Source organism: Arthrobacter globiformis NBRC 12137 (assembly GCF_000238915.1).
In the GTDB taxonomy this organism is placed as follows: domain Bacteria; phylum Actinomycetota; class Actinomycetes; order Actinomycetales; family Micrococcaceae; genus Arthrobacter; species Arthrobacter globiformis.
This window is the reverse complement of record NZ_BAEG01000027.1, coordinates 187,697-212,937: the sequence shown is the minus strand read 5'-3', so window position 1 is coordinate 212,937 and position 25,241 is coordinate 187,697. Positions and strand designations below refer to the sequence as shown.

Genomic DNA, 25,241 nt, shown 5'->3' with positions numbered 1-25,241 from the left:
TTGTAGTGGAGTTCGGCGTAGGTTTCGCCGTCGTCGACGACGACTTCGGGGGTGAGTTCGGTGGTGGCGGTGGCGCGGAGCCAGGCGGCGCAGGCGCCGACTTCGAAGCGGGCGTTGGGGCCGTTGAGGGGTTTGCCCTGCTCGCGGGAGAGGAGTTGGGCGAGTTCTTCGGCGGAGCGTTCGACGGCGTCGGCGGCTTTGAGCAGCGCCGCGGACCGGCCGTCGTGGCCCAGGGCGGCCCATGCCGGCTGGGCAGCGACCGCGGCGGTTACCGCGGCCTCGAGGTCTTCAACGGTGTGGACCGGCGCCTCGCCGACCACCCCGCCGGTGGCCGGATCGAAGATAGTCCGGGTCTCGCCGGAGCCGGGGGTGATGGACGCGAGCAGTGAATCGTAGGTTTCCAAGGGGTACTCCACTTCGAGTAGGAAAGTGCGCTCAGCCGGGCGGCGAGGCGGGCATACCTAAGTGTTGCCCGCCCGCCGGGCCGCTGGCTTGTCTTTGGGTGCAGACCCCTTGACTTGGGGCGAACTGACTGGCGGTTAGACGTTGGCGGGCTCGGCGGCTGAGTCAGCCGCATCCGCCCGGCGCCGGTCGAAGATCGTGGCACCCACCTCCTGCTCGGCCTGGTTGTTGATGCCCAGGTCGATCCCCCTGCGTTCCCGGATCACCAGGACGGCGGCCGTTGAAACGAGAGCCACAATGAGCAGGTAGAGGGACACGGAGGCTGTTGTGCCGGTGGCCTGGACCAGGGCGGTGGCGATCATGGGGGCGAAAGCTCCGCCGATGATGGCGCCGAGCGCGTAGGAGATCGCGACGCCGGAGAACCTGATGGAGGCGGGGAACAGTTCGCTGTAGAGGGCTGCCTGCGGCCCGTAGGTCAGGCCGAGGCCAACGGTGAACAGTGCAAGGCCAAGGAACAGCGCCCAGATGTTTCCGGTGTTGACCAGCCAGAACAGCGGGAACACCGTGACGATGAGGCAGCCGTAGCCGATGAGGTAGGTCTTCTTGCGGCCAATGCTGTCTGCGAGGTAGCCGGAGACCAGCGTGAAGATGAACCACAGGGCAGCGGAGCCGGTGACTGCGAGGAGCACTTCCGTGCGGTCCATGGCCAGTCCGGCGGGGTTTGCGGCGTAGCTGAGGATGTAGCCGCCGGTGGTCATGTAGCCTGCGGCGTTGTTGCCGGCGAAGACCAGGGCCGCGATGATGACCAGCAGCCAGTGCTTCCTGAACAGTTCGACAACCGGGGTGCGGGTCTGCTGCTTCTTTTGGGCGATCTCCTCGAATACCGGGCTTTCCTCCACGCTGCGTCGGACCATGAAGCCGACGACGATCAGGACGAAGCTGAGCAGAAACGGAATGCGCCAGCCCCACTGCACAAAGGCTGCACCCGGCGAGACCACGCCGGACATCAGTGCCAGGACGCCGGAGGCCAGCAGCATGCCGAGCGGAACGCCGAGCTGGGGGAAGGCCCCGAACAGGCCCCGCTTGCCGCGGGGCGCATGTTCCACCGCCATGAGGACGGCGCCGCCCCATTCGCCGCCGGCCGAAATGCCCTGCAGGATGCGCAGGAGCAGCAGCAGGACGGGCGCCACGACACCGGCGGTCTCGAAGGTCGGCAGCACGCCGATGAGGGTGGTGGCCGCCCCCATCATGATCAGCGTGATGACGAGCATGGCCCGGCGGCCCAGCCGGTCCCCGAAGTGTCCGGCCAGGAAGGCTCCCAGCGGACGGAACAGGAAGCTGAGTCCCACCGAGGCGAAGGAGATCAGGATCCCGATATCGGCCCCGGCGGGTTCGAAGAACAGCTTCGCGAAGACAAGGCCTGCCGCATTGGCGTAGATGAAGAAGTCGTACCACTCGATGGTGGTTCCGATGATGGTGGCGAACGCTACCCGGCGGTTATCCCTCGCCGAGCTGCGCTGCCCGTGCTGGACAGTACTCAATGTTTTTCCTTGCTGTGTGGACACGTCATTGTGTGGAGACGGCGCTGTGCGGATATGTCAGTGCGTCAGTTGGCGTAGGGGTCGGCGATGCCGATGTACTGGGTGGTGGTGTATTCGGCGATGCCTTCGGTACCGCCTTCGCGGCCAAGTCCGGACTGTTTGACGCCGCCGAAGGGTGCTGCAGCGTTGGAGATGACGCCGGCGTTGAAGCCCACCATGCCGAATTCGATCTGTTCGGCCACGCGCAGGAGGCGGTTGAAGTCGCGGCTGTAGAGGTAGGACGCGAGGCCGTATTCGGAGGCGTTGGCCAGCCGGATGGCGTCTTCCTCGGTGCTGAAGGTGGTGACCGGGGCGACGGGTCCGAAGATTTCCTGGCCCAGGATCGCCGCGTCGTTGGGCACGTCGGCGAGGACGGTGGGCTGGTAGAAGTAGCCGGGGCCGTCAACCGGCGCTCCGCCGGTGACGGCGGTGGCTCCGGCGTCGACGGCGGCACGCACCAGGGTGTGGACGTCGTCGCGGGCGCCGGCGTCGATCAGGGGGCCGACCTGGGTGCCGGGTTCCGTGCCGCGTCCGGTGGCCAGGGCGCCCATGGCGGCGGCGAACTTGGCGGTGAATTCCTGGGCGACGGATTCGTGGACGAGGAAGCGGTTGGCGGCGGTGCAGGCCTCGCCCATGTTCCGCATCTTGGCGGCCATGGCCCCTTCAACGGCCTTGTCCAGATCGGCGTCTTCGAACACGATGAAGGGTGCGTTGCCGCCGAGTTCCATGGAGGTGCGCAGCACGTTCTGCGCGGCGTCGGCCATAAGCCGCTTGCCCACCGGCGTGGAGCCGGTGAAGGAGACCTTGCGCAGGCGGGGGTCGGCGAGCAGCGGCCCGGAGATTCCCGAGGCGGATGAGGAGGGGACGACGTTGAGGACGCCGGCGGGCAGGCCGGCGTCGAGCATGGTCTGCGCGAAGTACTGGGCGGTGAGCGGGGTGAGTTTGGCCGGCTTGAGGACCATGGTGCAGCCTGCGGCGATGGCGGGGCCGACCTTGCGGGTTGCCATGGCCAGCGGGAAGTTCCACGGGGTGATGAGCAGGCAGGGCCCGACGGGTTTGTGCTGGACGAGGATCTTGTTTTTGCCTTCGGGGGTGGTGAGGTAACGGCCGTAGTCGCGGACGGTTTCCTCGGAGAACCAGCGCAGGAACTCCGCCCCGTAGGTCACTTCGCCGCGGGCCTCGGCCAGGGGCTTGCCCATCTCCAGGGTCATCAGCAGCGCGAAGTCCTCCGCACGTGCGGTGACCAGGTCAAAGGCGCGGCGCAGGATCTCCGCCCGAACCCGGGGTGCGGTGCGGGCCCAGGAGGCCTGGGCGGCGTCGGCGGCGTCGAGCGCGGCGAGGGCGTCCTCGCTGGTGGCCGAGGCCAGAGTGGCGAGCACCTGCCCGGTGGCGGGGTCATGGACGTCGAACGTGCCGCCGTCGGACGCTTCCCGCCACTGGCCGTTGATGAGCAGACCGGTGGGCACGGACGCGAGCAGGGAAGCCTCACGGTCGGGCGAGACGGTGGTCGGTGAGAGGGCAGGGGAGAGTACGGGCGAAGTGGTCATGCGGGAGTCTCCTTGGACAAGTGTGTGGGGTCCGGTGGTTGGGTCTGCCGTGGAAGAGGTTTCGGCGGGCCCAACCACCGGGGTCAGTAGCTGGCCGGGGTTTCGCCGTCGGCGGTCTGGATGTACTCGGCGGCGAGCGCTTCGGAGCCGCGGGCCAGCAGGGCGACGTCGGCGCCCACCAGGATGAAGTCGGCGCCGGCCGCCAGGTAGTGCCGGGCAGTGGCGGGAGCGAAGGCGTTCACGCCGGCGGGTTTGCCGGCCGCTTGTGCGGCGGCGAGGCAGTGTTCGACGGCGGCGCGCACCTCGGGGTGTTCCTGCTGTCCCAGCAGGCCCATGGATGCGGAAAGGTCGGACGGACCCACGAAGATGGCGTCCACGCCGTCGACCTTCAGGATGTCCTCCACCGCTTCAACGGCGGCCGTCGATTCGATCTGGACGGTGACGCTCACCGTTTCAGATGCCCGGGCGAGGTAGTCCGGGACCCGGTTCCAGCGGGCGGCCCGGGCCAGTGCGGAGCCGACACCGCGGACCCCGTGGGGCGGGTAACGGGTGGCAGCCACCGCGGCTTCCGCTTCGGCCACGGAGTTGACCATCGGGACCAGCAGGTTCTGCACTCCGAGGTCCAGGTACTGCTTGATGAGGACGGTGTCGTTCACGGGTGGCCGGACCAGGGTGTGGACCGGGTAGCCGTGGATGGCCTGGAGCTGGGCGAGGATGGATTCAAGTCCGTTGGGGCTGTGCTCGGCGTCCACCAGGAGCCAGTCCAGGCCGGACCCGGCGCAGAGTTCGGCGATGAGCGGGCTGCCGGAGCACACCCACATCCCCGCCAGCGGCCGGTCCGCCTCCGCTAAAGCCTTCCGGAAGGTGCCTTCTACTCGAAGCGGCATGTGACGCTCCCGAGGGGTCCGTAGTCGGCATGGACGGTGTCGCCCTTGTACACCCAGAGCGGTCGGGTGAAGGAGCCGGCCAGGATGATGTCGCCGGCCTTCATCGAGTCCCCGTGCGCGGCGATCTTGTTGGCCAGCCAGTGCACGCCGTTGGCCGGATGGTCCAGGACACCGGCGGCCACGCCGGTTTCCTCCACGGTCTGGTTCTTGTACAGGATCGCAGAGACCCAGCGGAGGTCGACGGCGTCCGGTTTAACCGGGCGGCCGCCCACCACCATGGCACCCATGGCCGCGTTGTCGGAGATGGTGTCCACGATGGTCCGGCCCTCCATCTCGATCCTCGAATCGAGGATTTCGAGGGCCGGGACCACGTAGTCGGTGGCGTTCAGGACGTCGAAGATGGTGCAGCCCGGGCCTTTGAGCCCGTCCTTCAGGACGAACGCCAGCTCCACCTCCACCCGCGGGTGCGTGTAGCGGTCCCATTCCACCGCACAGCCGGTTTCCAGGACCATGTCATCGAAGATGGCACCGTAGTCGGGTTCGGTGATGCCGGTGGCCGCCTGCATGGCCTTGGACGTGAGGCCGATCTTGCGCCCCACCAGGGTCCGGCCGGCGTCCTCGTTCCGGCGCCGCCACAGCTGCTGCACCGCGTAGGAGTCCTCCACCGTCATGTCCGGATAGCGGGCAGTCAGGCGGGGCACCGGGGTGCGGGTCCGGCCGGCTTCCACCAGCTCGTCCGCGATGGCCTCGATCGTCTTCGCGTCCAGCATGGTTTAGACCTGGGCTCCCAGCTTGAAACCTTCAGCGGCCTCGCCGGTTTCATCCTTGCGGGTGTAGGAGAAGCCGTCGGCTCCGACGGTCACGGCCATTTCGGACTTTTCCTCGCGGACGATGACCGGCTGCGGGTTGCCGTCCAGGTCCAGGACCAGGGAGGCCTCGGTGTACCAGGACGGGACCACGGGGTTGCCCCACCAGTCGCGGCGCTGGTTGTCGTGGACGTCCCAGGTGATGGTGGGGTTGTCCGGGTCGCCGGTGTAGTAGTCCTGGGTGTAGATCTCGATGCGGTGGCCGTCCGGGTCCAGGATGTAGAGGTAGAAGGCGTTGGAGACGCCGTGCCGGCCGGGGCCGCGTTCGATCCGGTCGCTGATGCGCAGGGCGCCCATCTTGTCGCAGATCTGGATGATGTTGTGCTTCTCGTGCGTGGCGAACGCGACGTGGTGCATGCGCGGGCCGTTGCCGCCGGTCAGGGCGGTGTCGTGCACGGTCTGCTTGCGGTGCATCCAGGCGGCGTAGGTGACGCCGTCGGAGTCCTTGATGTCTTCGGAGACGCGGAAGCCGAGGTCCTCCAGGTACGCCCGGCCGCGGGGAACGTCCGGGGTGACCTGGTTGAAGTGGTCCAGGCGCACCAGTTCACCGGCGGAGTAGAGGTCGTAGCGCTGGGTGAGGCGCTCCACGTGCTCGGTCTCGTAGAAGAACTCGTAGGGGAAGCCCAGCGGGTCCTCGACGCGGACGGAGTCGCCGATGCCCTTGGTGAAGCCTTCCTTGCGGCGCTCGGTGCGGCAGCCCAGCTCCTTGTAGTACGCCTCGGCGGCATCCACCTCGGCGGGGGACTTCACCCGGTAGGCGAAGGCTGCGACGGCGGCGATGGGTCCCTGGCGGAGTACCAGGTTGTGGTGGATGAACTCCTCCAGGGAGCGGAGGTAGATGGTGTTTTCATCCTCTTCGGTGACGTGCAGGCCCAGGACGTCCACGTAGAACTCGCGCGACTTGGCGAGGTCCGTGACCACGATCTCCATGTAGGCGCAGCGGACGATATCCGGTGCCGGGACAGAGGGGGTGGGAACGAAGTTGGTCATGATGTGCTCTCTTCTTTGAAAGGGGGTGGCTGGCGCTTAGGCGCCGAACTTGGGGGTGTGGACAGCGCCGAGCGTGATGTGCACGGCCTGCTGGTCGGTGTAGAAATCGATGGAGCGGTAGCCGCCCTCGTGGCCCAGGCCGGAGGCCTTGACCCCGCCGAACGGGGTGCGGAGGTCGCGGACGTTGTGGCTGTTCAGCCACACCATGCCGGCTTCCACGTTCTGCGAGAAGTTGTGGGCACGGGTCAGGTTCTGGGTCCAGATGTAGGCCGCCAGGCCGTACTTGGTGTTGTTGGCCAGGGCGAGGGCCTCGTCGTCGTTCTCAAACGGGGTAATGGCGACCACGGGACCGAAGATCTCCTCCTGGAAGATCCGGGCGTCGGGGGAGACATCGGCGAAAACGGTGGGGGCGATGTAGTTGCCCTCCGGCAGACCTTCAGGCCGTCCGCCGCCGGCCAGCAGCCGGCCTTCGGACTTGCCGATCTCCACGTAGGAGGCCACCTTCTCGTAGTGTTCCGGGTGCACCAGGGCACCCACCTGGGTCTTGGGGTCGTGCGGGTCCCCGACGACGATGTTCTTGGCCCGGGCGGCGTACTTCTCGCAGAACTCGTCGTAGATGGCGCGTTCCACCAGGATGCGGGAGCCGGCAGTGCAGCGTTCGCCGTTGAGGGAGAAGACGCCGAACAGTGCGGAGTCAATCGCGGCGTCCAGGTCCGCGTCGGCGAACACGACGCAGGGGGACTTGCCGCCGAGCTCCATGGAGAGGCCCTTGAGGTTGGCTGCGGCGTTGCGGAAGATGGTCTGGCCCGTGGTGGTCTCGCCGGTGAAGGAGATCAGCGGGACGTCAGGGTGCTTGACCAGGGCGTCGCCGGCTTCCTCGCCCAGGCCGTTGACCAGGTTGAAGACGCCGTCCGGCAGGCCTGCTTCCTTGAAGATGGTGGCCCAGAGCGACGCGGACAGCGGGGTGAACTCGGCCGGCTTGAGGACCACGGTGTTGCCGGTGGCCAGGGCGGGCGCCAGCTTCCAGGACTCCAGCATGAACGGGGTGTTCCACGGGGTGATAAGCCCGGCGACGCCGATCGGCTTGCGGTTCACATAGTTGATCTGCGAGCCGGGGACCTTCATGGCGTCGTCGAACTGGGCCACGATCAGGTCCGCGAAGAAGCGGAAATTCTCGGCCGCGCGCAGGGCCTGGCCCTTGGCCTGGGTGATGGGCAGGCCGGTGTCGAAGGTTTCCAGTTCGGCGAGCCGGGCTTCCTGGGCCTCAACGGCGTCGGCGATTTTGTTCAGGACGCGGGCGCGCTCGCGCGGCTTCATCTTGGGCCAGGGGCCGCTGGTGAAGGCTTCGCGGGCGGCGGCGACGGCGAGGTCGATGTCTTCCTTCTGGCCGGCGGCGGCGGTGGCGTAGTTCTGGTTGGAGACCGGGTCCAGGACGTCGAAGGTCTTCCCGCCCACGGATTCAACAAACTTGCCGTTGATGAAGTGCTGGATATGGGTGGGCAGGTTCTCTGGGACGTAGTGCTTTGCTGCTGTTTCTACAGGGGTCGTCATCGTTGAGGTCCTAACTGTGTGGTCTTAAGGAGTGTTGTCTTGGGGGTTGGTTTGGGAGAGGTAGGCGTCGAGGGTGGCGCTGCGGTGGAGCCGTGCTGCTTTTTCGATGGTGTCGGCGTCGGCGCCGGTTTCAATGAGCTTCAGCAGGGCCTCGTGTTCGTCCACGGACTCGTGGGCCCGGCCGGGAACAAAACGGAACGTTGAGGACCGCAGTGATGCCAGCCGGTTCCAGCCGCGGTGGACCAGGTCCAGAATGTGCGGGTTGGGGCAGTGCTCGAACAGGACGCTGTGGAAGTCCTGGTTGAGCCGGGTGAAACGGACGGGGTCGAAGTGCTTCAGGCATTCCCGCATCTCGGCGTTCACGGCGCGGGCCCGGGCAATGTCCGCTTCGCCGACCAGCGGCGCGGACAGCGCCGTGGCCGCACCCTCCACGATGCTCAGGGTCTGCATCGTGTAGAGGTATTCGGTGGGGTCGATGCCCGCCACGGTGGCTCCGACGTTGCGTTCGAACTTCACCAGGTTTTCGGCCTCGAGCCGGCGGATGGCTTCCCGGACCGGGACCACGCTGAAGCCGAGGTCCTTGGCGATGGCGGCCAGAACCAGCCGGTAGCCGGGCGTGTAGGTGCCTTCCACGATCCGCGCCTTGATGGCCTGGTAGGCCTGCTCGGACTTGCTGCCGGTGGTGCCGTCAGCAATGGTCGCTGCGGCGGGGGCGGTCGCCGTTTCAGTCATTGGCTTTGCCTGCTTCCCACTCTTCGTACCTGGTGCGCCATTCCGCGTTGAGCGGGTAGAGTCCGTCCACGCTGTGGCCCTGCTGCACCATTTCGGCGATGAAAACCTCTTCGCGTTCCTGGGCGATGGAGTCGTTGGCGACGTCCTCGGCCAGGGCCGGCGGGATCACCAGGATGCCGTCCGAGTCAGCCACGATGATGTCCCCGGGCTGCACCGTGGTGCCGCCGCAGGCGATGGTGATGTCGGTGTCCCACGGGATGTGGCGGCGGCCCAGCACGGCGGGGTGCGGGTTGGAGTAATACGTGGGCAGTTCCATGGCGGCCACGGCGGAGAAATCGCGGACCCCGCCGTCCGTAATGATGGCCGCGGCGCCGCGGACCTGGGCGCGCAGGGCCAGGATGTCGCCGATGGTCCCGGTGCCCTTCTCGCCGCGGGCCTCCATGACCAGGATCTCGCCCTCGTTCACTGAATCGATGGCGCGTTTCTGCGCATTGAAGCCGCCGCCGTGGGTCTTGAAGAGGTCCTCACGGTTGGGCACGTAGCGCAGGGTCCGTGCCAGGCCGACTACCTTGCGGTCCGGGCGGGTGGCGGTGAGGCCGTCGATGCTGACGTTGTTAAGGCCGCGCTTGCGCAGTTGGGAGGACAGCGTGGCGGTGCAGACGCTCTCCAGCTTGGCCTTGAGCTCCGGGCTCAGTGCAGATTGTGTGGCGGGAAGGCCAGCGGCTTCCCGCGATCCGTAGGCCTCCTCCCGCTGCAGGTCATCGGCCTTGGGCCGGGCACCAAAGTCGGCGAACGCCGTCGTGCCTTCCTTAACTGTGGTGGTGAGGCGGCCGGTGCTCAGCTGACCATCAGCTGTGCTGACCTCCACCTCCAGCAGGTCGCCGGGCACGGCGACGGAGGCGCCGGCCGGTGTGCCGGTGAGGATGATGTCCCCCTCCTCGAGGGTGAGCAGCTGGGACAGGTCCGCCACGAGCCGGGCGAACGGGAAGAGCAGGTCTTCGGTGGTGTCGTCCTGCACCAGTTCCCCGTTGTGCCAGGTCCGGATGCGCAGATTGGCGGGGTCGACGGCGTCTGCCGCAATCAGTGCCGGGCCCACCGGGGTGAAGCCGTCGCCGCCCTTGGACCGGAGGTTGGAGCCCTTGTCCGCGTAGCGCAGGTCGTACACGCCAAGGTCGTTGCTGGCGGTGACCGCGGCAACGTGGCCCCAGGCGTCGTCGACCTCGACGCGGCGCGCCGCCTTGCCGATGATGATCGCGATCTCGCCCTCGAAACCGAGCAGTTCGCAGCCGGCCGGGCGTTCGACGGCGGTTCCGGTCAGGGAAAGCGAGGACGACGGCTTCAGGAAGTAGGAGGGCTGCGCCGGCGTCCGGCCGCGCTGGGCGGCACGGCTGGGGTAGTTGATGTGCACCGCGATCACCTTGCGTGCTGCTGCCAGGGTGTCGTCGTTGACCTGCTCCAAAGCGTTCTCCTCATCAGGTACGAAATCGTATACGAAACATACTGGACGCTGCCGGCGGCTGCGTCAACCCCTGATTTTCGGGGGAGGGGAAGCTGCTTGTAACGCAGGTCATATGTAACGTACAGTACTGAAGCATAACCCTATTTCTATTATCGAACCATCTGTTCTGATATAGAACACACGATTTGGCGAAAGCCAGCCACACAGTGAAGTGAGGAAAGCCCGTGCAGTTCCACCACCACGGTTACGTTTCCGGTGACCCGCGCATCCAGCCGGCCGCCGGCGTCGGCATCAACCGCCCCGAAGAGCTGCCCGACGAGGTCGACGTGCTCATCGTGGGCTCCGGCCCCGCAGGCATGCTCGCAGCCGCCCAGCTCTCCCAGTTCCCGGACATCACCACGCGCATTGTGGAGCGCCGCGGCGGCCGCCTCGCCATCGGCCAGGCCGACGGCATCCAGGCCCGCAGTGTCGAGACGTTCCAGGCGTTCGGTTTCGCCGAGGAGATCACCGCGGAGGCCTACCGGATCACCGAAATGGCGTTCTGGAAGCCGAGTCCGGAGAACCCGAAGCACATCGTCCGCGCCGCCCGGGCGGTCGACGACGAGATGGGCATCAGCGAATTCCCGCACCTGATCGTCAACCAGGCCCGGGTGCTGGACTACTTCGCCAGAGTCATGGCCTTTTCCCCGACCCGCATGACCCCCGACTATGGCTACGAATTCAGCAGCCTCGACGTCGCGGAGACGGGGGAGTACCCGGTCAGCGTGACCCTGGTCCACACAACCGGTGAGCTGGCGGGCCAGGAACGTGTTGTGCGCGCCAAATACGTCGTGGGTGCTGACGGTGCGCGCAGCAAGGTCCGCGAAGCGATTGGCTGCACGCTCGCCGGCGACCAGGCCAACCACGCCTGGGGCGTCATGGACGTCCTCGCATCCACCGACTTCCCGGACATCCGCACCAAATGCGCCATCCAGTCCCACGACGGCGGCAGCATCCTGCTGATCCCGCGCGAGGGAGGCCACCTGTTCCGCATGTACGTCGACCTCGGCGTCGTGCCGGAGAACGACAACGGTGCCATCCGCAAGACCACCATCGAGCAAATCATCGCCCACGCGAACCAGATCCTGCAGCCCTACACGCTCGACGTCCGCAACGTCGCCTGGCACAGCGTGTACGAGGTTGGCCACCGCCTCACCGACAGGTTCGACGACGTTCTCCCGGAGCAGCGGGACACCCGCACGCCGCGCGTGTTCATCACCGGCGACGCCTGCCACACGCACAGCGCCAAGGCAGGCCAGGGCATGAACGTGTCCATGCAGGACGGCTTCAACATCGGCTGGAAGCTTGGCCACGTGCTGGAGGGCCGCAGCCCGGAGTCGCTGCTGGCCACGTACTCCGCCGAGCGCCAGATCGTCGCGAAAAACCTGATCGATTTCGACAAGGAATGGTCCACCCTGATGGCCAAGAAGCCCGAGGAGTTCGAGGACCCCTCCGAGCTTGAGGACTTCTACGTGCGCACCGCCGAATTCCCGGCCGGCTTCATGACCGAGTACGCGCCGTCGATGATCGTCGCCGAGGCGAAGCATGCCAGGCTGGCCACGGGCTTTCCCACCGGCAAGCGCTTCAAGTCCGCCCCCGTGCAGCGCGTCTGCGACACCAACCCGCTGCACCTGGGGCACCAGGCTACGGCCGATGGCCGCTGGCGCATCTACGTGTTCGCCGACCCCGCCGAAGCCGGAGCCGCGTCGCCGACCACTGACTTCGCGCACTGGCTGGAGAACTCTCCGGAGTCGCCGCTCGCGGCCACGCCGGAGGGTGCCGACGCCGACGCCTGGTTCGACGTGAAGGTCATTTACCAGCAGGACCACAGGGGCATCAACATCAACGCCGTCCCGGCCGTGTTCAAGCCGGAGGTCGGGCCGTTCAAGCTCACCAACCTTGAGAAGGTCTACGGCACCGACCCGAAGGCCGACATCTTCGAGCTTCGAGGCCTCGACCGCGGCGGCGTCGTGGTGGTGGTCCGCCCGGACCAGTACGTGGCGAACGTCCTGCCGCTGACCGCGACGGCGGAGCTCGGGGCGTTCTTTGCGCCCCTCCTGCCGGCCCGCCGTGCCGAGCCGGTCCTGGCCGAAGGGCATCAGGCCGAGCCGGTTCAGACCGAGGGGCTTCAGTCCGCCGGCACGGGGCTGGTCGCCAACCTGGTGTAGGAGCCGGTCTGCCGGGGCGCAGCAGCCTCGCCGGCAGACCTCTCACTCCGTCGGAACAACAGAGTCCGGGTCCCTTTGCGGCAAGGGACCCGGACTTTCTTGTTTCCGGGTGCGCGTTGTTCCCGGGACCCGCCTCAGCCGAACCCGCGGCCCGCGGCAGCAGCCTCCTTGACCGCGCGCTGCAGCCGCGGGACCCTCTGAATAAAGCCTGCGCCAGCCGACCAGTGCGCTGAGGCACAACAACTGATCGCTGCCAGACAAGCCCCATCCGACCGGGACTGCCAAGCTGGATGTAGCGGTGCGAGGCCATTGCCGGCACCCCTCTCCAACGCTCATGACCGTTAAGAAGGATCCAATGAGTATTTCAAATTCCGAGTCCCGGACTGCAGAAGCAAATCCGCGCAAGGAGCAGTCCACCGCCCTCCGCGCGGGCAGCATCGGCGTCCTGGGCATTCTCTTTTTCGTTCTTTCGGCCCAGGCCCCGCTGACCGGCATCGTCGGCGCAGCGCCCCTGGCTGCTGCCCTCGGCAATGGCGCCGGGGCGCCGGGCGCGTATCTCGTCGTGGGCATCGTCATTGTCATCTTCGCCGTCGGCTTCGTGGCGATGAGCCGGAAGGTGCAGGCCAGCGGCGCCTTCTACGCCTATATCTCCGCTGCCTTCGGCCGAAAGACAGGCACGGGAGCTGCCTGGCTGGCACTGCTGGCGTACAGCACGGTGCAGGCCGCCATGTACGGGCTCTATGGTGCGGCCTTCTCCGGCCTGCTGGGTTCCGCCGGCGTGGCCGTTCCCTGGTGGCTGCTCGCCATTGCCACCATGGCAGGCGTGCAGGTGCTTGGCTCGATGAACATTGAACTCGGCGCCCGCGTCCTGGCCTTCCTTGTGGGCCTGGAAGTGGCGATTCTGCTGCTGTTCGGATTCACCGTCCTGCTGAAGGGTGGAGGCACTGAAGGCCTCAACTTGGCAGCCTCGTTCTCCCCTGAAGCGATCGCCAGCGGCGCGCCAGGCGTTGCCATCATGTTCGCCGTTGCATCCATGTTCGGTTTCGAGTCAACGGCCATCTACTCCGCCGAGGCGAAGGATCCGCACCGGACGGTGGCACGGGCAACGTACCTCTCCGTGGGCATCATCGCCGTGTTTTTCGCCTTCATCACGTGGATGCTCGTGAGCTTCTACGGGCCCTCGCACGTCATCGATGCCGCCGGAGCTGCCCTGGAGTCGGGAGACGCGACCTCCTTCGTGATCGGGCCGCTTGTTGAGCTGTTCGGCCCGTGGGCCGGTGTGACTGCGGGAATCCTCCTGGTGACGTCCCTGCTGGCCGGCATCATCGCCTTCCACAACGGCATCAACCGCTACCTCCACTCGCTGGCCCTGCGCGGTTCCCTGCCCGCTGTCCTGGCGCGGACCAACAAGCACAGAGCCCCTGCGTCCGCCGCCTGGATCCAGACAAGTGTCGCCGTGCTGCTCGTGGCCCCGTTCGCGGTACTGGGGATGGATCCGGTGCTGACGCTCTTCTCGTGGTTCAGCGGACTCGCCGTTGCAGCGCTGCTGGTGCTGTACATGCTCTGCTCCCTGGCCGTCGTCGCATTCTTCCGGCGTGAACGGGAGCCGGGGCAACTCTGGCAGACCCTCATTGCACCGGCCCTTGCTTCGCTGCTGCTGGCCTGGGTCCTGTACCTGGTGGTCAGCAACTTCACCTCCCTGATCGGCGGCAGCGCCGAAACGGCCGTGGGGCTGCTGGTAGCCGTCCCCGTGATGTTCGTGGCCGGAGTGGTGGCGGAAATCGCGGTGGAAAAGCGCGGCCGCGCCTCAAATTCCGCGTTTGCCGATGAGGCTGCCGCCACCGCCGACTAACGGCTCGTCGGCGGCTAACGGCTCATTGGAGACGACGACGGCGAGCCGGCGGTTCCGCCTGCCGTCCCGCCTGGCCATGCCGCCGGCGAGCAAAAGCAACGCGGCGATGCACGCCGCGGCCCCGCCGGCCGTTGCGGGGTCTTCGGGCCATTTCCCGGAGATCCCGAGAAGGGCAGGCACCGTAGCTGTCGCCTGGCTGGCCAGAACCAGGGACCAGCCGATCAGCGGCGACAGCCGGCTATAGTCCAGGGCCAGCGAGAAGAAGAAGAGCATCCACAGGTAGGACCAGCAGAGCCACAGCGCTGCCAGGAGCGGGTCCTCAGGGAACCAGGCCGCGGCGAGCAGCAGGCCGCACCCGGCCACCATGCCGCAGAACCAGCCGAGGCCCCTGGACCCGAGCCCCAGTAGGAAATCCAGGCCAACGTAGACGTAGGTCAGGCCGAACAGGAACATGCCGGACGCCGAAAGCAGCAGCTGCACGCCGCCGTCGGCGTCCGGAGCCGTGCTGTCCAAGCGAACGTTGCCCAAGTACGTGACGGCCAGATAGGTGATGCCCAAGAGCAGCTGGATGCTGCCGATGACCAGGCTCAGCACGGCTGCATCCCGGCGCGGGAGGGCTCCCAGGGTGGCGAGCCCGCTGATCAGCAGCGCGGCGCCCGAGAGGAGGAGGCACACATACGCCATCAGGCGGCCATCAGGGAGCAGGTCATCATGAACGCACCTCTCATAATGCGGAATTTTACTGTCACAATACGGAGAATAAGGGATAACGCTCCAGCCGCCTACCTGGCTGTGGTCTTAATCGGTTAGGTTGAAAGCTCAACTATAAGACGGCGGACTTCATACTTTCCGACCGTCGGCAGCCGACGTAAGGAAGATTCATGGATGCACGGCTGGAGGCCGTCAGGGACACGGTACTGGCGCGGAACCCGGGCGAAGCTGAGTTCCACCAGGCGGTGGTCGAGGTATTCGAAAGCCTCGGCCCGGTCCACGACCGGCACCCCGAATTCCTGGAAGCCGCCATCCTGGAACGGCTTTGCGAGCCCGAGCGGCAGATCATCTTCCGGGTGCCGTGGACCGACGACTCCGGCCGGGTCCAGATCAACCGCGGCTTCCGCGTGGAGTTCAATTCGGCGCTCGGCCCCTACAAGGGCGGCCTCCGGTTCCACCCCTCCGTTTACCTCGGGATTGTGAAATTCCTCGGCTTCGAGCAGATCTTCAAGAACGCGCTCACCGGCATGCCCATTGGCGGCGGCAAGGGCGGTTCCGACTTCGACCCCCGAGGCCGCAGTGATGCCGAAGTCATGAGGTTCTGCCAGTCGTTCATGACCGAGCTCTACCGGCACATCGGCGAATACACCGACGTGCCGGCCGGTGACATCGGCGTGGGCGGCCGCGAAATCGGCTATCTGTTCGGCCAGTACAAGCGCATCACCAACCGTTACGAATCGGGAGTCCTGACCGGTAAGGGCATCTCCTGGGGTGGCTCTTTGGTGCGGCCCGAAGCCACCGGCTTCGGCACGGTGATCTTCACCGAAGAGATGCTCAAGACCCGCGGCTCATCCTTCGACGGGCAGCGCGTGGTGGTTTCTGGCTCCGGCAACGTGGCCATCAACGCCATCGCCAAGGCCCAGGCGCTCGGAGCCACCGTGGTGGCCTGCTCCGATTCCTCCGGCTACGTGGTCGATGAGGCGGGAATCGACGTCGGGCTTCTCCGCCAGGTCAAGGAAGTGGAGCGCGGACGCCTCAAGGATTATGTCCTCCGCCGTTCCGGCGTTTCCTACGTGGAGGCTGGCTGCGTCTGGGACGTCGACGCCACTGTCGCGCTGCCGTGCGCCACGCAGAACGAGCTCGACGGCGGTGCCGCCGCGCGGCTGGTCCGCAACGGACTGCTGGCTGTCGGCGAAGGCGCCAACATGCCCTCCACCCGCGACGCCGTGGCAGTGTTCCAGGAGGCGGGCGTGCTGTTCGGGCCCGGCAAGGCCGCCAACGCCGGAGGTGTGGCCACGTCGGCGCTCGAGATGCAGCAAAACGCGAGCCGTGACTCATGGTCCTTCGAACACACTGAACAGCGCCTCACGGACATCATGGTGGGAATCCATCACCGCTGCGCGTCCACCGCGGACGAATACGGCGAACCCGGCAACTACGTGCTGGGCGCGAACATCGGCGGCTTCGTCAAGGTGGCAGACGCGATGCTCGCGCAGGGTTTGATCTAGGCGCTGTGCCGGTTTGGGCGCTGTGCCGGTTTAGGCGCTGTGCCGGTTCAGGCGCCGCGCCGCCAGTCGCTGGGTGATTCGCCGAAGGCGTCCCGGAACGTCCGGCTGAAGTGCGCCGCGTCCAGGAAGCCCCACCGTGCTGCCACGGCTCCCACGGAGGTGCCGGAGTGCAGCGGGTCCCTGAGGTCCCGGCGGACCCGCTCCAGCCGGCGGCTCCGGATCCAGCTGGCAACCGTGCTGCCGGACTCGTGGAAGACGTTGTGGAGATGGCGGGTCGAAATAAAGTGCGCCGCGGCAATGCTGGCCGGTGACAGCTGCGGGTCGGCGAGGTTCGCCTCGATGTAGTCACGGACCGACGTCGCCAGCAGAGCCTGGGGCTTCATGCTGCCCGCAGCCAGATCCAGTTCCGAATGGAGCATGGTGGAAACGAGGTCCAGGGTGTTGGCCGCAAGCCGCGAGCCGCTCGGCCCGCTGAGTGCCTCCAGGTTGCCGGCGAGCTGCCTGATGAACGGCCCCACAATGCCCGCCAGTCCCGACCCGCCGGCCAGGCGGACGGCCGACAGCTGCCCTACATAGTCGGGCGGCAGCGACAGGGAATCGTGCGGGAACATGACCACCATCATGCGGGCCTGCTCCTCGAACGCGAGCGTGTACGGGCGGTTGGTGTCATAGATGGCCAGGTCGCCGGGGCGGAGCACTGCCTCGCGGTTGTCCTGGATGAGGAGCCCGGTACCCTCCAGCTGCAGGTTGAGCTTGAAATAGCGCTGGTCGGACTGTGCCAAAAGTGCCGGTGTGCGGTGGACGCTGTGGCCCGAGGCCGAGACTTCCACGATGCACGTGCGGTCCAGCACCCTGGAGCGCATGCGGCCGCGGAACAGCTCGGGCCGGTCCGTTTCGGCGGACAGCGGCACGAAGGACTGCGCTACGAGGTGTCTCCAGTGGTCAAAGGAGGTGGCCACGCTGGAGGTGAGGGTCTGGTCCGCGGGGCGGATGGTGGTTGCTGGCATGAACGTTCCTGACGCCGGTCGGCTGTCTTGTGGCGGGTCCCCAACACTGTGTCCTGGGACACAGTCATTTCAGATTAGCGGCGAAATTCCACCCTGTCATCTTTTTTCAACATGTGGCGAAAAAAGAATCCGGGAAGCACGGCGGTCGGCCCTCCTACTTGTTCTTGCCCCGGGCTGCCACCACCCAGCGGTCCACGAGCGCGCCGCCGCTGACCACTGCGACGTCATCCACCAGGTTCATTGCGAGGCACACGTGGTTGGGGATAACGCGCAGCCGGTGCCCGATGGCGGGCGCCGTCCCGGGATCGGGCCACTCGACTGTTGCGTGGTGCTCGGACAGTGCGGTGATCCGGGCGTCGGGGTGGTCCATCAGCCGTCCGAAGCCGCTTGCCCACGCGGGCCGGTCGCTGCCGAGAACCTTGCTGCCGGCGTCGATGATGAAACGCGCCGGTCCGTCCGCGGGGGTGGCATGGTGGCTGACCACGGTGGCCGCCACCGTCAGTGCGATGTCCTCGGCGGCGCACCGCCCAAGCTCCAGCTGCTGGGCATCGCCAAAGACGTAGACGCCCGGGCGCACCTCGGTGGCAGCCGAATTCCCGGTCAGCATCGCCGTCGGGGTGGAGCCGCCGCTGCGGCAGGTGATGTCGAATCCTGCCGCCGCAAGAACCTCGGACGCCCGGTTCAGGGCCTGCTGCTCCTGCCTGGCCGCTTCGACCGGCATGCCCGGCGCGTAGCTGTGTCCCGGGAAGGTGAAGACTCCCGCGACTTCCAGTCCCGCGCGCGCTGCTGCTTCGGCAACCGGTGCGACGGCTTCCGGGTGGACGCCGCTGCGGTGGTGGCCGCTGTCGACCTCCACGAGGACGCTAGTGCTCCCCGCGGCACCTCCCAGGCCGGATCCCAGTGCCGTTGCCCCCTCCACGGAGTCCACGCCGACGGCGATCCGCGCAGTCTGCGACAGGCGCCGCAGCCGCTCGGCCTTTTGCGGGGACATCCAGAGGGGGTAGGCGATGAAGAGGTCGCCGACGCCGGCGGCGGCGAACACCTCAGCTTCGCCGATGGTTGCCACCGTCAGCCCGGAGGCTCCGGCTGCGATCTGGCGGACGGCTATTTGGGGAATCTTGTGCGTTTTCGCATGCGGCCGCAGGCTTAGGCCGCGTGCCCGGACGGCTGACGCCATCCGCTCGATGTTTCTGTCGAGAATGTCGACGTCAATCATGAGTTCCGGCGTATCGATTTCCTGCGGGATGGTCACTGCCGGCGTCTCCTGGCTGTAGGTCGGTTTCCGCGGTCCGGGTCGGTCCGCGATGCGTGGGTCCTGAGGCTAGCGGGTCGGGAGGCTAGCGTGTCAGCAGGGAAAGGAAGCCCTCGAGCTGCCTGTCCAGGCCGAGATCCGTCTGGCCCTCCGGAAGCAGCGCTGCCGCGATCTGGGCGCCGAGCAGCATGTTGAGCAGCTGGCCGGCGAGGCTGTCGTCGTCGACGGCGGTACTGACGTCCCCGCTGTCCCTGGCCTCCGCCAGGTGGCGCCGGATTGCATCCAGCCACTGCTGCATCGATTCCCGGTGGATCTGCGCCTTGCCGGGATCGTTGATGGCCTTCTGCCAGAAGGGGATGACGATCCGGGCTTCATTGATCCGCTCCTCATCCAGCGGGAGCACTTCGACGCAGAAGGCGCGCAGGGCCGCCAATCCCGAAAGCCCCGACGTGACTTCGGCGATGCGCTCGTTGGTCCGGTTGAAGACGTGGCCGAACGCGAAAGTCAGCAGCGTGTCCTTGGTGGGAAAGTACGGTTTGAGGGCGCCGTTTGCGAAGCCCGCCTCAGTGGCAATTTCCCGCATCGTGGCGCTCTCAATGCCCAGCCGGGCGATGATCCGCCAGGTCGCATCGACGAGTTCCAGGCGGCGCTCGTCGTGGTCAACAATCTTTGGCACGCGGCCGCTCCCCAGTAAATATTTTTCGCCCAGACTCTTGTGAGCCATCTTACGTTCGCTTATTCTCTACAACTATAGAAAATAAAAATCCGACCCGCCAGGGTCCCGGACAGAAGGCTGCTATGACGCCCTCCACTATCCAAACAGCCAGCCCCTTCCGCCTTGCCTCAGCTGGGGAAATCAGTGAGGTGCAGGGCATTCTTCGGACCGCGGGCCTCCTTGGCCCGGAGAAGCGCATTGCCTACCTGGGCGTCCTTGACCCGGCCCGCGGCGCCGGCAGTGAAGCGGAAGACCGGCGCTTCCGGGTTTTCATCCACGACGTCTCCGGCGCCCGGCCCCAGGAAGTCACTGTCTCGGTCACCAACGGCACTGTGATCTCCGCCGTCGAACTCGATACCGCGGCCACCGGCGAACTGCCGGTCCTGGAAGAGGAGTTCGAGGTTGTGGAGCAACTGCTGGCCACCGACGAACGGTGGCTGAAGGCCCTGGCCGCCCGGAACCTTGACGTCAGCAAGGTGCGCGTTGCTCCGCTGTCCGCGGGTGTCTTCGAGTATGCGGAGGAGAGGGGCCGCCGGATCCTCCGCGGGCTTGCCTTCGTACAGGATTTTCCGGAGGACAGCGCTTGGGCTCATCCGGTTGACGGGCTGGTGGCCTACGTGGACGTGGTCAGCAAGGAAGTCACCCGGGTGATCGACACCGGCGTCTTCCCCGTCCCGGCAGAGCACGGCAATTACACCGATCCCGAACTCACGGGTCCACTCCGCACCACCCAGAAACCCATCAGCATCACCCAGCCCGAAGGCCCCAGCTTCACGGTGACCGGCGGCAACCACATCGAATGGGAAAAATGGAGCCTGGACGTCGGCTTTGACGTCCGCGAGGGCGTGGTGCTGCACAACATTGCCTTCCGGGACGGGGACCGGCTCCGGCCCATCATCAACCGCGCGTCGATCGCCGAGATGGTGGTGCCGTACGGCGATCCGTCCCCGATCAGGTCCTGGCAGAACTACTTCGACACGGGGGAGTACCTGGTGGGCCAGTACGCCAACTCCCTCGAACTGGGCTGCGACTGCCTCGGCGACATCACCTACCTCAGCCCGGTCATCAGCGACGCCTTCGGCAACCCCCGCGAGATCCGCAACGGCATCTGCATGCACGAGGAGGACTGGGGCATCCTGGCCAAGCACAGCGACCTTTGGTCCGGCATCAACTACACCCGCCGGAACCGCCGCATGGTGATCTCCTTCTTCACCACTATCGGCAACTACGACTACGGCTTCTACTGGTACCTCTACCTCGACGGCACCATCGAATTCGAAGCGAAAGCCACCGGCGTCGTCTTCACGTCCGCATTCCCGGAAGGCGGCTCGGACAACATTTCCCAGCTGGCACCGGGCCTGGGAGCGCCGTTCCACCAGCACATCTTCAGCGCCCGCCTGGACATGGCCATCGACGGCTTCACCAACAGGGTGGAGGAAGAGGACGTGGTCCGGCAAACCATGGGCCCGGGCAACGAGCGCGGCAACGCGTTCTCCCGAAAGCGCACCGTGCTGACCCGTGAGTCGGAGGCTGTCCGCGAGGCCGATGCCCGCACCGGCCGGACCTGGATCATCTCCAACCCCGAATCCAAGAACCGTCTCAACGAGCCGGTGGGCTACAAGCTGCACGCCCACAACCAGCCCACCCTGCTGGCCGATCCCGGGTCCTCCATTGCGCGGCGGGCCGCCTTTGCCACCAAGGACCTGTGGGTCACCCGCTACGCCGACGACGAGCGCTACCCCACCGGCGACTTCGTCAACCAGCACTCCGGCGGCGCGGGCCTGCCCTCCTACATCGCCCAGGACCGCGACATCGACGGCCAGGACATCGTCGTGTGGCACACCTTCGGACTGACCCACTTCCCGCGCGTGGAGGACTGGCCCATCATGCCGGTGGACACCGTCGGCTTCAAGCTCCGTCCCGAGGGCTTCTTCGACCGCAGCCCGGTCCTCGATGTCCCGGCCAACCCCAGCCAGTCCGGCTCCCACTGCCACGGCTAGGGCCACGCCGTGACCGCCCTGCACTCCCGTGCCGTCTCTGCGGTGACCGCCGCGTCCTGCGTGGTGCACCTGGGACTGGTGGCCGGAAACCAGCACGGACCGTGGCTGGGCGTCGTGATGCTCGCGATGGTCGGGGTTTGCCTGCCGTGCGCTGTGCACCTGTGGCGCGGCGGCCGGGAGAAGACCCTGCGCCAGGTGATGGGATGTGCCCTGGCCATGGCTGCATTGCACGCCGCACTGCTGCTGGGCGCCCCCGCCGTTTCCGGCAGTGGCGCGCCGGGCCACTTCCATGCCGGCACGGCGGCGCCTGGTGCAGGTTTCTTTGGGATGGGCTCTTTGGGGCCGGGTTACCTGGTGTCCGGTTTCCTGGGGTCGGGCGCCGAAGGCTTGCTGGCCGGCGTCGTCCTGGAGATTACGACGGCGTTCCTCGCCGCGACGCTGCTCGCCCGCCTTCGCTCCGTCCATGCTGAAATGAAGCACTAGCGGAAGGCCCTTTTGAGGATGACGGTGCACGGATGATCCTGCTCGATTCACTGGAGCGCCGGATTGTGGCTGCCCTGCAGCTCGATCCCCGCTGCCCCTGGCGGAAGATGGCCGCCGTCCTGGGCGAGCCCGAACGCACCGTGGCCCGCCGCGGGGCGCAGCTCTTGGAGTCCGGCGCCGTCTCCATCGCTGCCGTGCGGCCCCATCCGGCGTCGATGCTGGTGGAAATGCGCTGCACGCCGGGCACGGCCCGCGCGGCCGCACAGTCGCTCGCGCAGCGCTCCGACACCACGTTCGTTTACACCGTCACCGGCAATGGCGACTGCGTGGCCGAGATCCTCACGGACCCGGACAGGATGGGGGACATCCTCTCCGATGAACTGCCTTCCACGATCGGGCTGCGGCACTCCGTGAGCTATCCGGTGCTGCGGTATTTCCGGACCATCCAGGGCTGGCGGCCGGAGATGCTCACCGCGGAGCAGGCAGACGCCCTGCGCTCGCCGGTCGCTGCGGACACGGGCGTGTACGCAGTCCGGCAGGTCCTGAACCGCCAGGACACCGAGCTCGTGGAGGCCCTCTGCGCGGATGGACGGATCAGTTTCGAAGCTCTGGCCAGGCGCGTCGGAGTTTCGGAGGCGACGGCCCGCCGGCGCTGCGAATGGCTGCTCGCCAACAACCAGGTCCAGCCCCGTGTGGTGGTGGAACCGGCCGCCCTCGGGCTCGCCGTCGAGGCACTGCTGTGGATCAGGGCCGCGCCGCACCAGGTGGAGCAGCTCGGCAAGAGCCTTGCCGGGCTGCCCACCGTGCGCTATGCGGCAGCGCTTGCCGGTGACTACCAGATCGTGGCCGACGTGACCGTGCCCGATCTGGCATCCCTGTACCGCCTCATTACGGCATCAGAATGGGCGGCGCAGGCCTCCGGTGTAGACGTGTCCGTGCTGCTGGACGCCCGCAAACGCGGCGGCCGCATCATGCGGGCTGGCTGAGGCCTGCCAGTTTAGGGGCGACGGCTGCGTAGTCCGTCTCCTGCTCGAACGCCCTCGCCCAGCGCAGCACCTGCACGTCAGAGTAGTGGTTGGCGGCAAGCTGCAGTCCGATAGGCAGCCCGGAGCGGCTGAACCCGGCAGGCAGGCTCAGCACCGGCAGGCCGGTGGCCGAGAGCAGGCACGCCGACCGCATCCAGTCCAGATAGGTTTCGGTAGGGACACCGGCTACCTCCTGCGGGTAGCGCAGGGACGCATCGAACGGCAGCACCTGCGCGCACGGGCTCGCAAAGATGTCGTACCGGCTGAAGAAGCCCTGGACACTGTATTCCAGCCGGGTGCGGGCGGCGTTGGTGGCAATGATGTCCTCAGCGGTGAGGGCCTGCCCCTTGCCGACGTTCCACCGCACCTCCGGCTTGATCAGCTCGCCTGATTCGGCGACCAGCCCGCCCAGCCCGGCAGCGAAATCCAGTGCCCGCGTAGTGCCGAACACCAGATCCGCCTCGCTGAAATCCGGGCACGCCTCCTCCACCACGGCTCCCAGTTCCTCAAACACGGCGAGCTGGCGTTCCAGGTGGTCCGCGATTTCCGGTTCCACCGGAACACCAATGCCAAAGTCCCGTGACCAGCCGATCCGGACCCCGCGCATGTCCGTTTGAAGCCCGGCCCTGAATTCGGCCGGATCAACCACCTGCGGGTGGGGCACCCGCAGATCCCGTCCGGCGGTGACGGACATGAACAGGGCGATGTCCTCTACCGTGCGCGCCATCGGGCCGGTCCGCCCCAGCCAGGACCACGCGTTGATATCGGACGGCACCGGAATGACAGCCTGGGACGGCCGGAATCCGACGATGTTGCAGAAGGACGCGGGGATCCGCAGCGAGCCGCCCATGTCGCTGCCGTCACCCATAGGCTGCACACGGGAACCCACGACGGCGGCCACCCCGCCGCTGCTTCCGCCTGCGCTGAGGTCCGGCGCATACGGATTAGTGGTGGTGCCGAAGAGATCGTTGAACGTGTGGGAGCCTGCCCCGAACTCGGGAACGTTGGTCTTTCCCGTGCTGACCACGCCGGCGGCCTTGAGCCGGGCGATGATCAGGTCGTCCTTGGCCGGCACGAAGTCCTTCAGCACCACCGAGCCCTGGGTGGTACGCATTCCGGCGGTGTTGTTGGTGTCCTTGTGCGTCAGGGGCAGGCCGTGCAGGGGCGGCAGCTCGTTGCCGGAGACCGTGAGCTCGTCGGCGCGGGCTGCCAGTTCCGCGGCGCCTTCGGGGTCGAGTGTCACCACTGCGTTGAGCCGGGGATTCACTGCGGCAATGCGTTCGAGGTGGCAGTCAAGGGCCTCCCTCGCCGAGATTTCCCTGTTCCTGATGGCAGCGGTGAGCTCGACGGCGGAAAGTTCGCTGATCGCGTCAGACATGGTGCTCCTTCGGGCGGTGGTTCAAGAGTGCGCGGTTGTACTTCCCTGAAGTGTGGAGGACCGGGAACGTGAACGGAAGGCATCGGCAACTGAATCCGCGGCTTGACTGATCCGGCCAGAATTTTGGCCGATTCTGCCATCCCTTGCCGTTCCGGGCCAGCGTCCCGGACAGTATTCCTAACCTGCTGGCCGATCCGGTCGGAGGTCACAGATCCCGCAACGCAGCGGTCCTGCCCGCGGCATCAGCATCGCCGGCCCCCAGCGGGCCCCAATCAGGAGGCTCCCATGCACGCACCCCTGGCACCCACCGGCTCCACGGACATCCTTGCAATCGCCAACGCCCCCGTCCTCTGGCTCTGTGTGGCGGGCGTCTTCGGCGTCATCGTGGTCCAGTCACTGATTTTCCTCCGGGCCGTGCGCCGGGCCGCGCCGTCGGTGCAGATGACACCAGGGGACATCAGGACGTCGTTCCGGTCCGGGGCTGTCTCCGCGATCGGGCCGTCGCTCGCCGTCGCGCTCGTGGCCATTGCGCTGCTGGCACTTTTCGGTGCACCCGCCGTGCTGTCCAGGATCGGACTGATCGGCTCGGCAGCCTACGACGTCTCGGCGGCCGGCATCGCCGCAGGCACCCTGGGCGCCAAGCTCGGCGACGAGAGCTACACCCAAAGCGTATTCGCGGTGGCGTTCTTTGCCATGAGCATCGGCGGAGCCATGTGGATGATCGCCACGCTGATCCTCACCCCGCTGCTCCGCCGCGGCGACGCGAAGGTCCGCGCGATCAACCCGGCGGCCATGGCCATCGTCCCCGCGGCGGCCCTCATCGGAGCCTTCGCGTGCCTGGGCTTCACCGAGCTGCCAAAGTCCGGCACCCACGTGGTCACCTTCGCCGTATCCGCCTCCGTCATGGCGGTGTCCCTGCTGCTGGCCAGGGCACTCGGCAAAAGCTGGCTCCGGGAGTGGGGCCTGGGCATCTCGATCGTCGCCGCCCTTGGCGCCGCACTTCTGGCGTCCGGCAGTTGACCGGCGCCAACCACGAGCCACCCGCCAGAACCGCGCCAACCCCGCACCCCCGAAACCAATGGACAGGAA

21 protein-coding genes are annotated in these 25,241 nt (G+C 66.9%); 7 read left to right on the top strand and 14 right to left on the bottom strand.

Annotation, left to right across the window (positions count from 1 at the left end; translation table 11 throughout):
* From ARGLB_RS04715 to ARGLB_RS04675, 9 genes are all read right to left on the bottom strand, one after another.
* On the bottom strand, positions 1-404 hold a 404-nt coding region (locus ARGLB_RS04715; protein WP_003799455.1), incomplete at its 3' end, for an aldehyde dehydrogenase family protein.
* 135 nt (positions 405-539) lie between these two features.
* On the bottom strand, positions 540-1,943 hold the full coding sequence (locus ARGLB_RS04710) for an MFS transporter (RefSeq protein WP_003799453.1): 1,404 nt from the start codon (positions 1,941-1,943) through the stop codon (positions 540-542).
* 65 nt (positions 1,944-2,008) lie between these two features.
* The gene (locus ARGLB_RS04705; RefSeq protein ID WP_003799451.1) at positions 2,009-3,529 is read right to left on the bottom strand and encodes an NAD-dependent succinate-semialdehyde dehydrogenase; all 1,521 of its coding nucleotides are present in this window, start codon (positions 3,527-3,529) and stop codon (positions 2,009-2,011) included.
* Between the two features lie 83 nt (positions 3,530-3,612).
* Positions 3,613-4,416: an HpcH/HpaI aldolase family protein gene (locus tag ARGLB_RS04700; RefSeq protein ID WP_003799449.1), complete on the bottom strand. Its 804-nt coding sequence runs from the start codon at positions 4,414-4,416 to the stop codon at positions 3,613-3,615.
* Positions 4,401-5,186 carry a 2-oxo-hept-4-ene-1,7-dioate hydratase gene (hpaH, locus tag ARGLB_RS04695; protein WP_003799448.1) on the bottom strand — a complete coding sequence of 262 codons (786 nt, stop codon included), beginning with the start codon at positions 5,184-5,186 and terminating at the stop codon, positions 4,401-4,403. Before hpaH ends, ARGLB_RS04700 begins: the two co-directional genes overlap by 16 nt.
* A gap of 3 nt (positions 5,187-5,189) precedes the next feature.
* Entirely contained in the window at positions 5,190-6,272 is a 1,083-nt protein-coding gene (gene hpaD / locus ARGLB_RS04690; protein ID WP_003799446.1) for a 3,4-dihydroxyphenylacetate 2,3-dioxygenase, read from the bottom strand.
* A 36-nt stretch (positions 6,273-6,308) separates the two neighbouring features.
* On the bottom strand, positions 6,309-7,823 hold the full coding sequence (gene hpaE / locus ARGLB_RS04685; protein ID WP_003799441.1) for a 5-carboxymethyl-2-hydroxymuconate semialdehyde dehydrogenase: 1,515 nt from the start codon (positions 7,821-7,823) through the stop codon (positions 6,309-6,311).
* A gap of 24 nt (positions 7,824-7,847) precedes the next feature.
* The gene (locus tag ARGLB_RS04680; protein ID WP_003799439.1) at positions 7,848-8,555 is read right to left on the bottom strand and encodes a GntR family transcriptional regulator; all 708 of its coding nucleotides are present in this window, start codon (positions 8,553-8,555) and stop codon (positions 7,848-7,850) included.
* On the bottom strand, positions 8,548-10,014 hold the full coding sequence (locus tag ARGLB_RS04675) for a fumarylacetoacetate hydrolase family protein (protein WP_003799437.1): 1,467 nt from the start codon (positions 10,012-10,014) through the stop codon (positions 8,548-8,550). The genes ARGLB_RS04680 and ARGLB_RS04675 overlap by 8 nt, the downstream gene beginning before the upstream one ends.
* Positions 10,015-10,238: 224 nt before the next feature.
* On the opposite strand from ARGLB_RS04675, the gene ARGLB_RS04670 reads away from it, so the two are divergent.
* Positions 10,239-12,221 (top strand): FAD-binding monooxygenase, encoded by a 1,983-nt coding sequence (locus ARGLB_RS04670; protein WP_003799435.1) that lies wholly within the window; start codon positions 10,239-10,241, stop codon positions 12,219-12,221.
* A 355-nt stretch (positions 12,222-12,576) separates the two neighbouring features.
* Entirely contained in the window at positions 12,577-14,073 is a 1,497-nt protein-coding gene (locus ARGLB_RS04665) for an APC family permease (protein WP_003799433.1), read from the top strand.
* Here ARGLB_RS04665 and ARGLB_RS04660 read toward each other — a convergent pair.
* Complete coding sequence (locus ARGLB_RS04660; RefSeq protein WP_003799431.1) at positions 14,029-14,757, bottom strand: AmiS/UreI family transporter; 729 nt, start codon at positions 14,755-14,757, stop codon at positions 14,029-14,031. The two genes, ARGLB_RS04665 and ARGLB_RS04660, sit on opposite strands and share 45 nt — an antisense overlap.
* Positions 14,758-14,954: 197 nt before the next feature.
* Here ARGLB_RS04660 and gdhA point away from each other — a divergent pair, with 197 nt between their 5' ends.
* Positions 14,955-16,292: an NADP-specific glutamate dehydrogenase gene (gene gdhA, locus ARGLB_RS04655; RefSeq protein ID WP_003799429.1), complete on the top strand. Its 1,338-nt coding sequence runs from the start codon at positions 14,955-14,957 to the stop codon at positions 16,290-16,292.
* A 47-nt stretch (positions 16,293-16,339) separates the two neighbouring features.
* Here the strand turns inward: gdhA and ARGLB_RS04650 are convergent, their stop codons facing one another.
* From ARGLB_RS04650 to ARGLB_RS04640, 3 genes are all read right to left on the bottom strand, one after another.
* Positions 16,340-17,299: an AraC-like ligand-binding domain-containing protein gene (locus ARGLB_RS04650; RefSeq protein ID WP_003799427.1), complete on the bottom strand. Its 960-nt coding sequence runs from the start codon at positions 17,297-17,299 to the stop codon at positions 16,340-16,342.
* Between the two features lie 154 nt (positions 17,300-17,453).
* Positions 17,454-18,515 carry a D-TA family PLP-dependent enzyme gene (locus tag ARGLB_RS04645; RefSeq protein ID WP_050934280.1) on the bottom strand — a complete coding sequence of 354 codons (1,062 nt, stop codon included), beginning with the start codon at positions 18,513-18,515 and terminating at the stop codon, positions 17,454-17,456.
* A 121-nt stretch (positions 18,516-18,636) separates the two neighbouring features.
* Positions 18,637-19,227 carry a TetR/AcrR family transcriptional regulator gene (locus tag ARGLB_RS04640; protein WP_043417887.1) on the bottom strand — a complete coding sequence of 197 codons (591 nt, stop codon included), beginning with the start codon at positions 19,225-19,227 and terminating at the stop codon, positions 18,637-18,639.
* 122 nt (positions 19,228-19,349) lie between these two features.
* Between ARGLB_RS04640 and ARGLB_RS04635 the strand changes: the two genes are divergently transcribed.
* Genes ARGLB_RS04635 through ARGLB_RS04625 form a run of 3 tightly spaced genes read left to right on the top strand, consistent with a single transcriptional unit; the run spans position 19,350 to position 22,735 of the window.
* Positions 19,350-21,266: a primary-amine oxidase gene (locus ARGLB_RS04635; RefSeq protein ID WP_003799421.1), complete on the top strand. Its 1,917-nt coding sequence runs from the start codon at positions 19,350-19,352 to the stop codon at positions 21,264-21,266.
* Positions 21,267-21,275: 9 nt separating this feature from the next.
* On the top strand, positions 21,276-21,749 hold the full coding sequence (locus ARGLB_RS04630) for a hypothetical protein (RefSeq protein WP_003799418.1): 474 nt from the start codon (positions 21,276-21,278) through the stop codon (positions 21,747-21,749).
* Between the two features lie 32 nt (positions 21,750-21,781).
* The gene (locus ARGLB_RS04625) at positions 21,782-22,735 is read left to right on the top strand and encodes an Lrp/AsnC family transcriptional regulator (RefSeq protein ID WP_003799416.1); all 954 of its coding nucleotides are present in this window, start codon (positions 21,782-21,784) and stop codon (positions 22,733-22,735) included.
* Here ARGLB_RS04625 and ARGLB_RS04620 read toward each other — a convergent pair.
* A complete protein-coding gene (locus ARGLB_RS04620) occupies positions 22,719-24,152 on the bottom strand; it encodes an amidase (RefSeq protein WP_003799414.1) in 1,434 nt (477 codons plus the stop codon). The genes ARGLB_RS04625 and ARGLB_RS04620 overlap by 17 nt on opposite strands.
* A gap of 285 nt (positions 24,153-24,437) precedes the next feature.
* On the opposite strand from ARGLB_RS04620, the gene ARGLB_RS04615 reads away from it, so the two are divergent.
* Positions 24,438-25,172, top strand: a complete 735-nt coding sequence (locus ARGLB_RS04615; RefSeq protein ID WP_003799412.1) for a DUF5058 family protein — start codon at positions 24,438-24,440, stop codon at positions 25,170-25,172.
* The last annotated feature ends 69 nt before the right edge of the window (positions 25,173-25,241 follow it).

Excerpts from the sequence above, each read along its gene's own strand:
- ARGLB_RS04615 (WP_003799412.1), top strand. The coding sequence starts at position 24,438 with ATGCACGCACCCCTGGCACCCACCGGCTCCACGGACATCCTTGCAATC.
- ARGLB_RS04665 (WP_003799433.1), top strand. The coding sequence starts at position 12,577 with ATGAGTATTTCAAATTCCGAGTCCCGGACTGCAGAAGCAAATCCGCGC.
- ARGLB_RS04635 (WP_003799421.1), top strand. The coding sequence starts at position 19,350 with ATGACGCCCTCCACTATCCAAACAGCCAGCCCCTTCCGCCTTGCCTCA.
- ARGLB_RS04700 (WP_003799449.1), bottom strand. The coding sequence starts at position 4,416 with ATGCCGCTTCGAGTAGAAGGCACCTTCCGGAAGGCTTTAGCGGAGGCG.
- ARGLB_RS04680 (WP_003799439.1), bottom strand. The coding sequence starts at position 8,555 with ATGACTGAAACGGCGACCGCCCCCGCCGCAGCGACCATTGCTGACGGC.
- hpaE (WP_003799441.1), bottom strand. The coding sequence starts at position 7,823 with ATGACGACCCCTGTAGAAACAGCAGCAAAGCACTACGTCCCAGAGAAC.
- ARGLB_RS04660 (WP_003799431.1), bottom strand. The coding sequence starts at position 14,757 with ATGGCGTATGTGTGCCTCCTCCTCTCGGGCGCCGCGCTGCTGATCAGC.
- ARGLB_RS04645 (WP_050934280.1), bottom strand. The coding sequence starts at position 18,515 with ATGATTGACGTCGACATTCTCGACAGAAACATCGAGCGGATGGCGTCA.
- ARGLB_RS04650 (WP_003799427.1), bottom strand. The coding sequence starts at position 17,299 with ATGCCAGCAACCACCATCCGCCCCGCGGACCAGACCCTCACCTCCAGC.
- ARGLB_RS04625 (WP_003799416.1), top strand. The coding sequence starts at position 21,782 with ATGATCCTGCTCGATTCACTGGAGCGCCGGATTGTGGCTGCCCTGCAG.
- ARGLB_RS04705 (WP_003799451.1), bottom strand. The coding sequence starts at position 3,529 with ATGACCACTTCGCCCGTACTCTCCCCTGCCCTCTCACCGACCACCGTC.
- hpaD (WP_003799446.1), bottom strand. The coding sequence starts at position 6,272 with ATGACCAACTTCGTTCCCACCCCCTCTGTCCCGGCACCGGATATCGTC.
- hpaH (WP_003799448.1), bottom strand. The coding sequence starts at position 5,186 with ATGCTGGACGCGAAGACGATCGAGGCCATCGCGGACGAGCTGGTGGAA.
- ARGLB_RS04620 (WP_003799414.1), bottom strand. The coding sequence starts at position 24,152 with ATGTCTGACGCGATCAGCGAACTTTCCGCCGTCGAGCTCACCGCTGCC.
- gdhA (WP_003799429.1), top strand. The coding sequence starts at position 14,955 with ATGGATGCACGGCTGGAGGCCGTCAGGGACACGGTACTGGCGCGGAAC.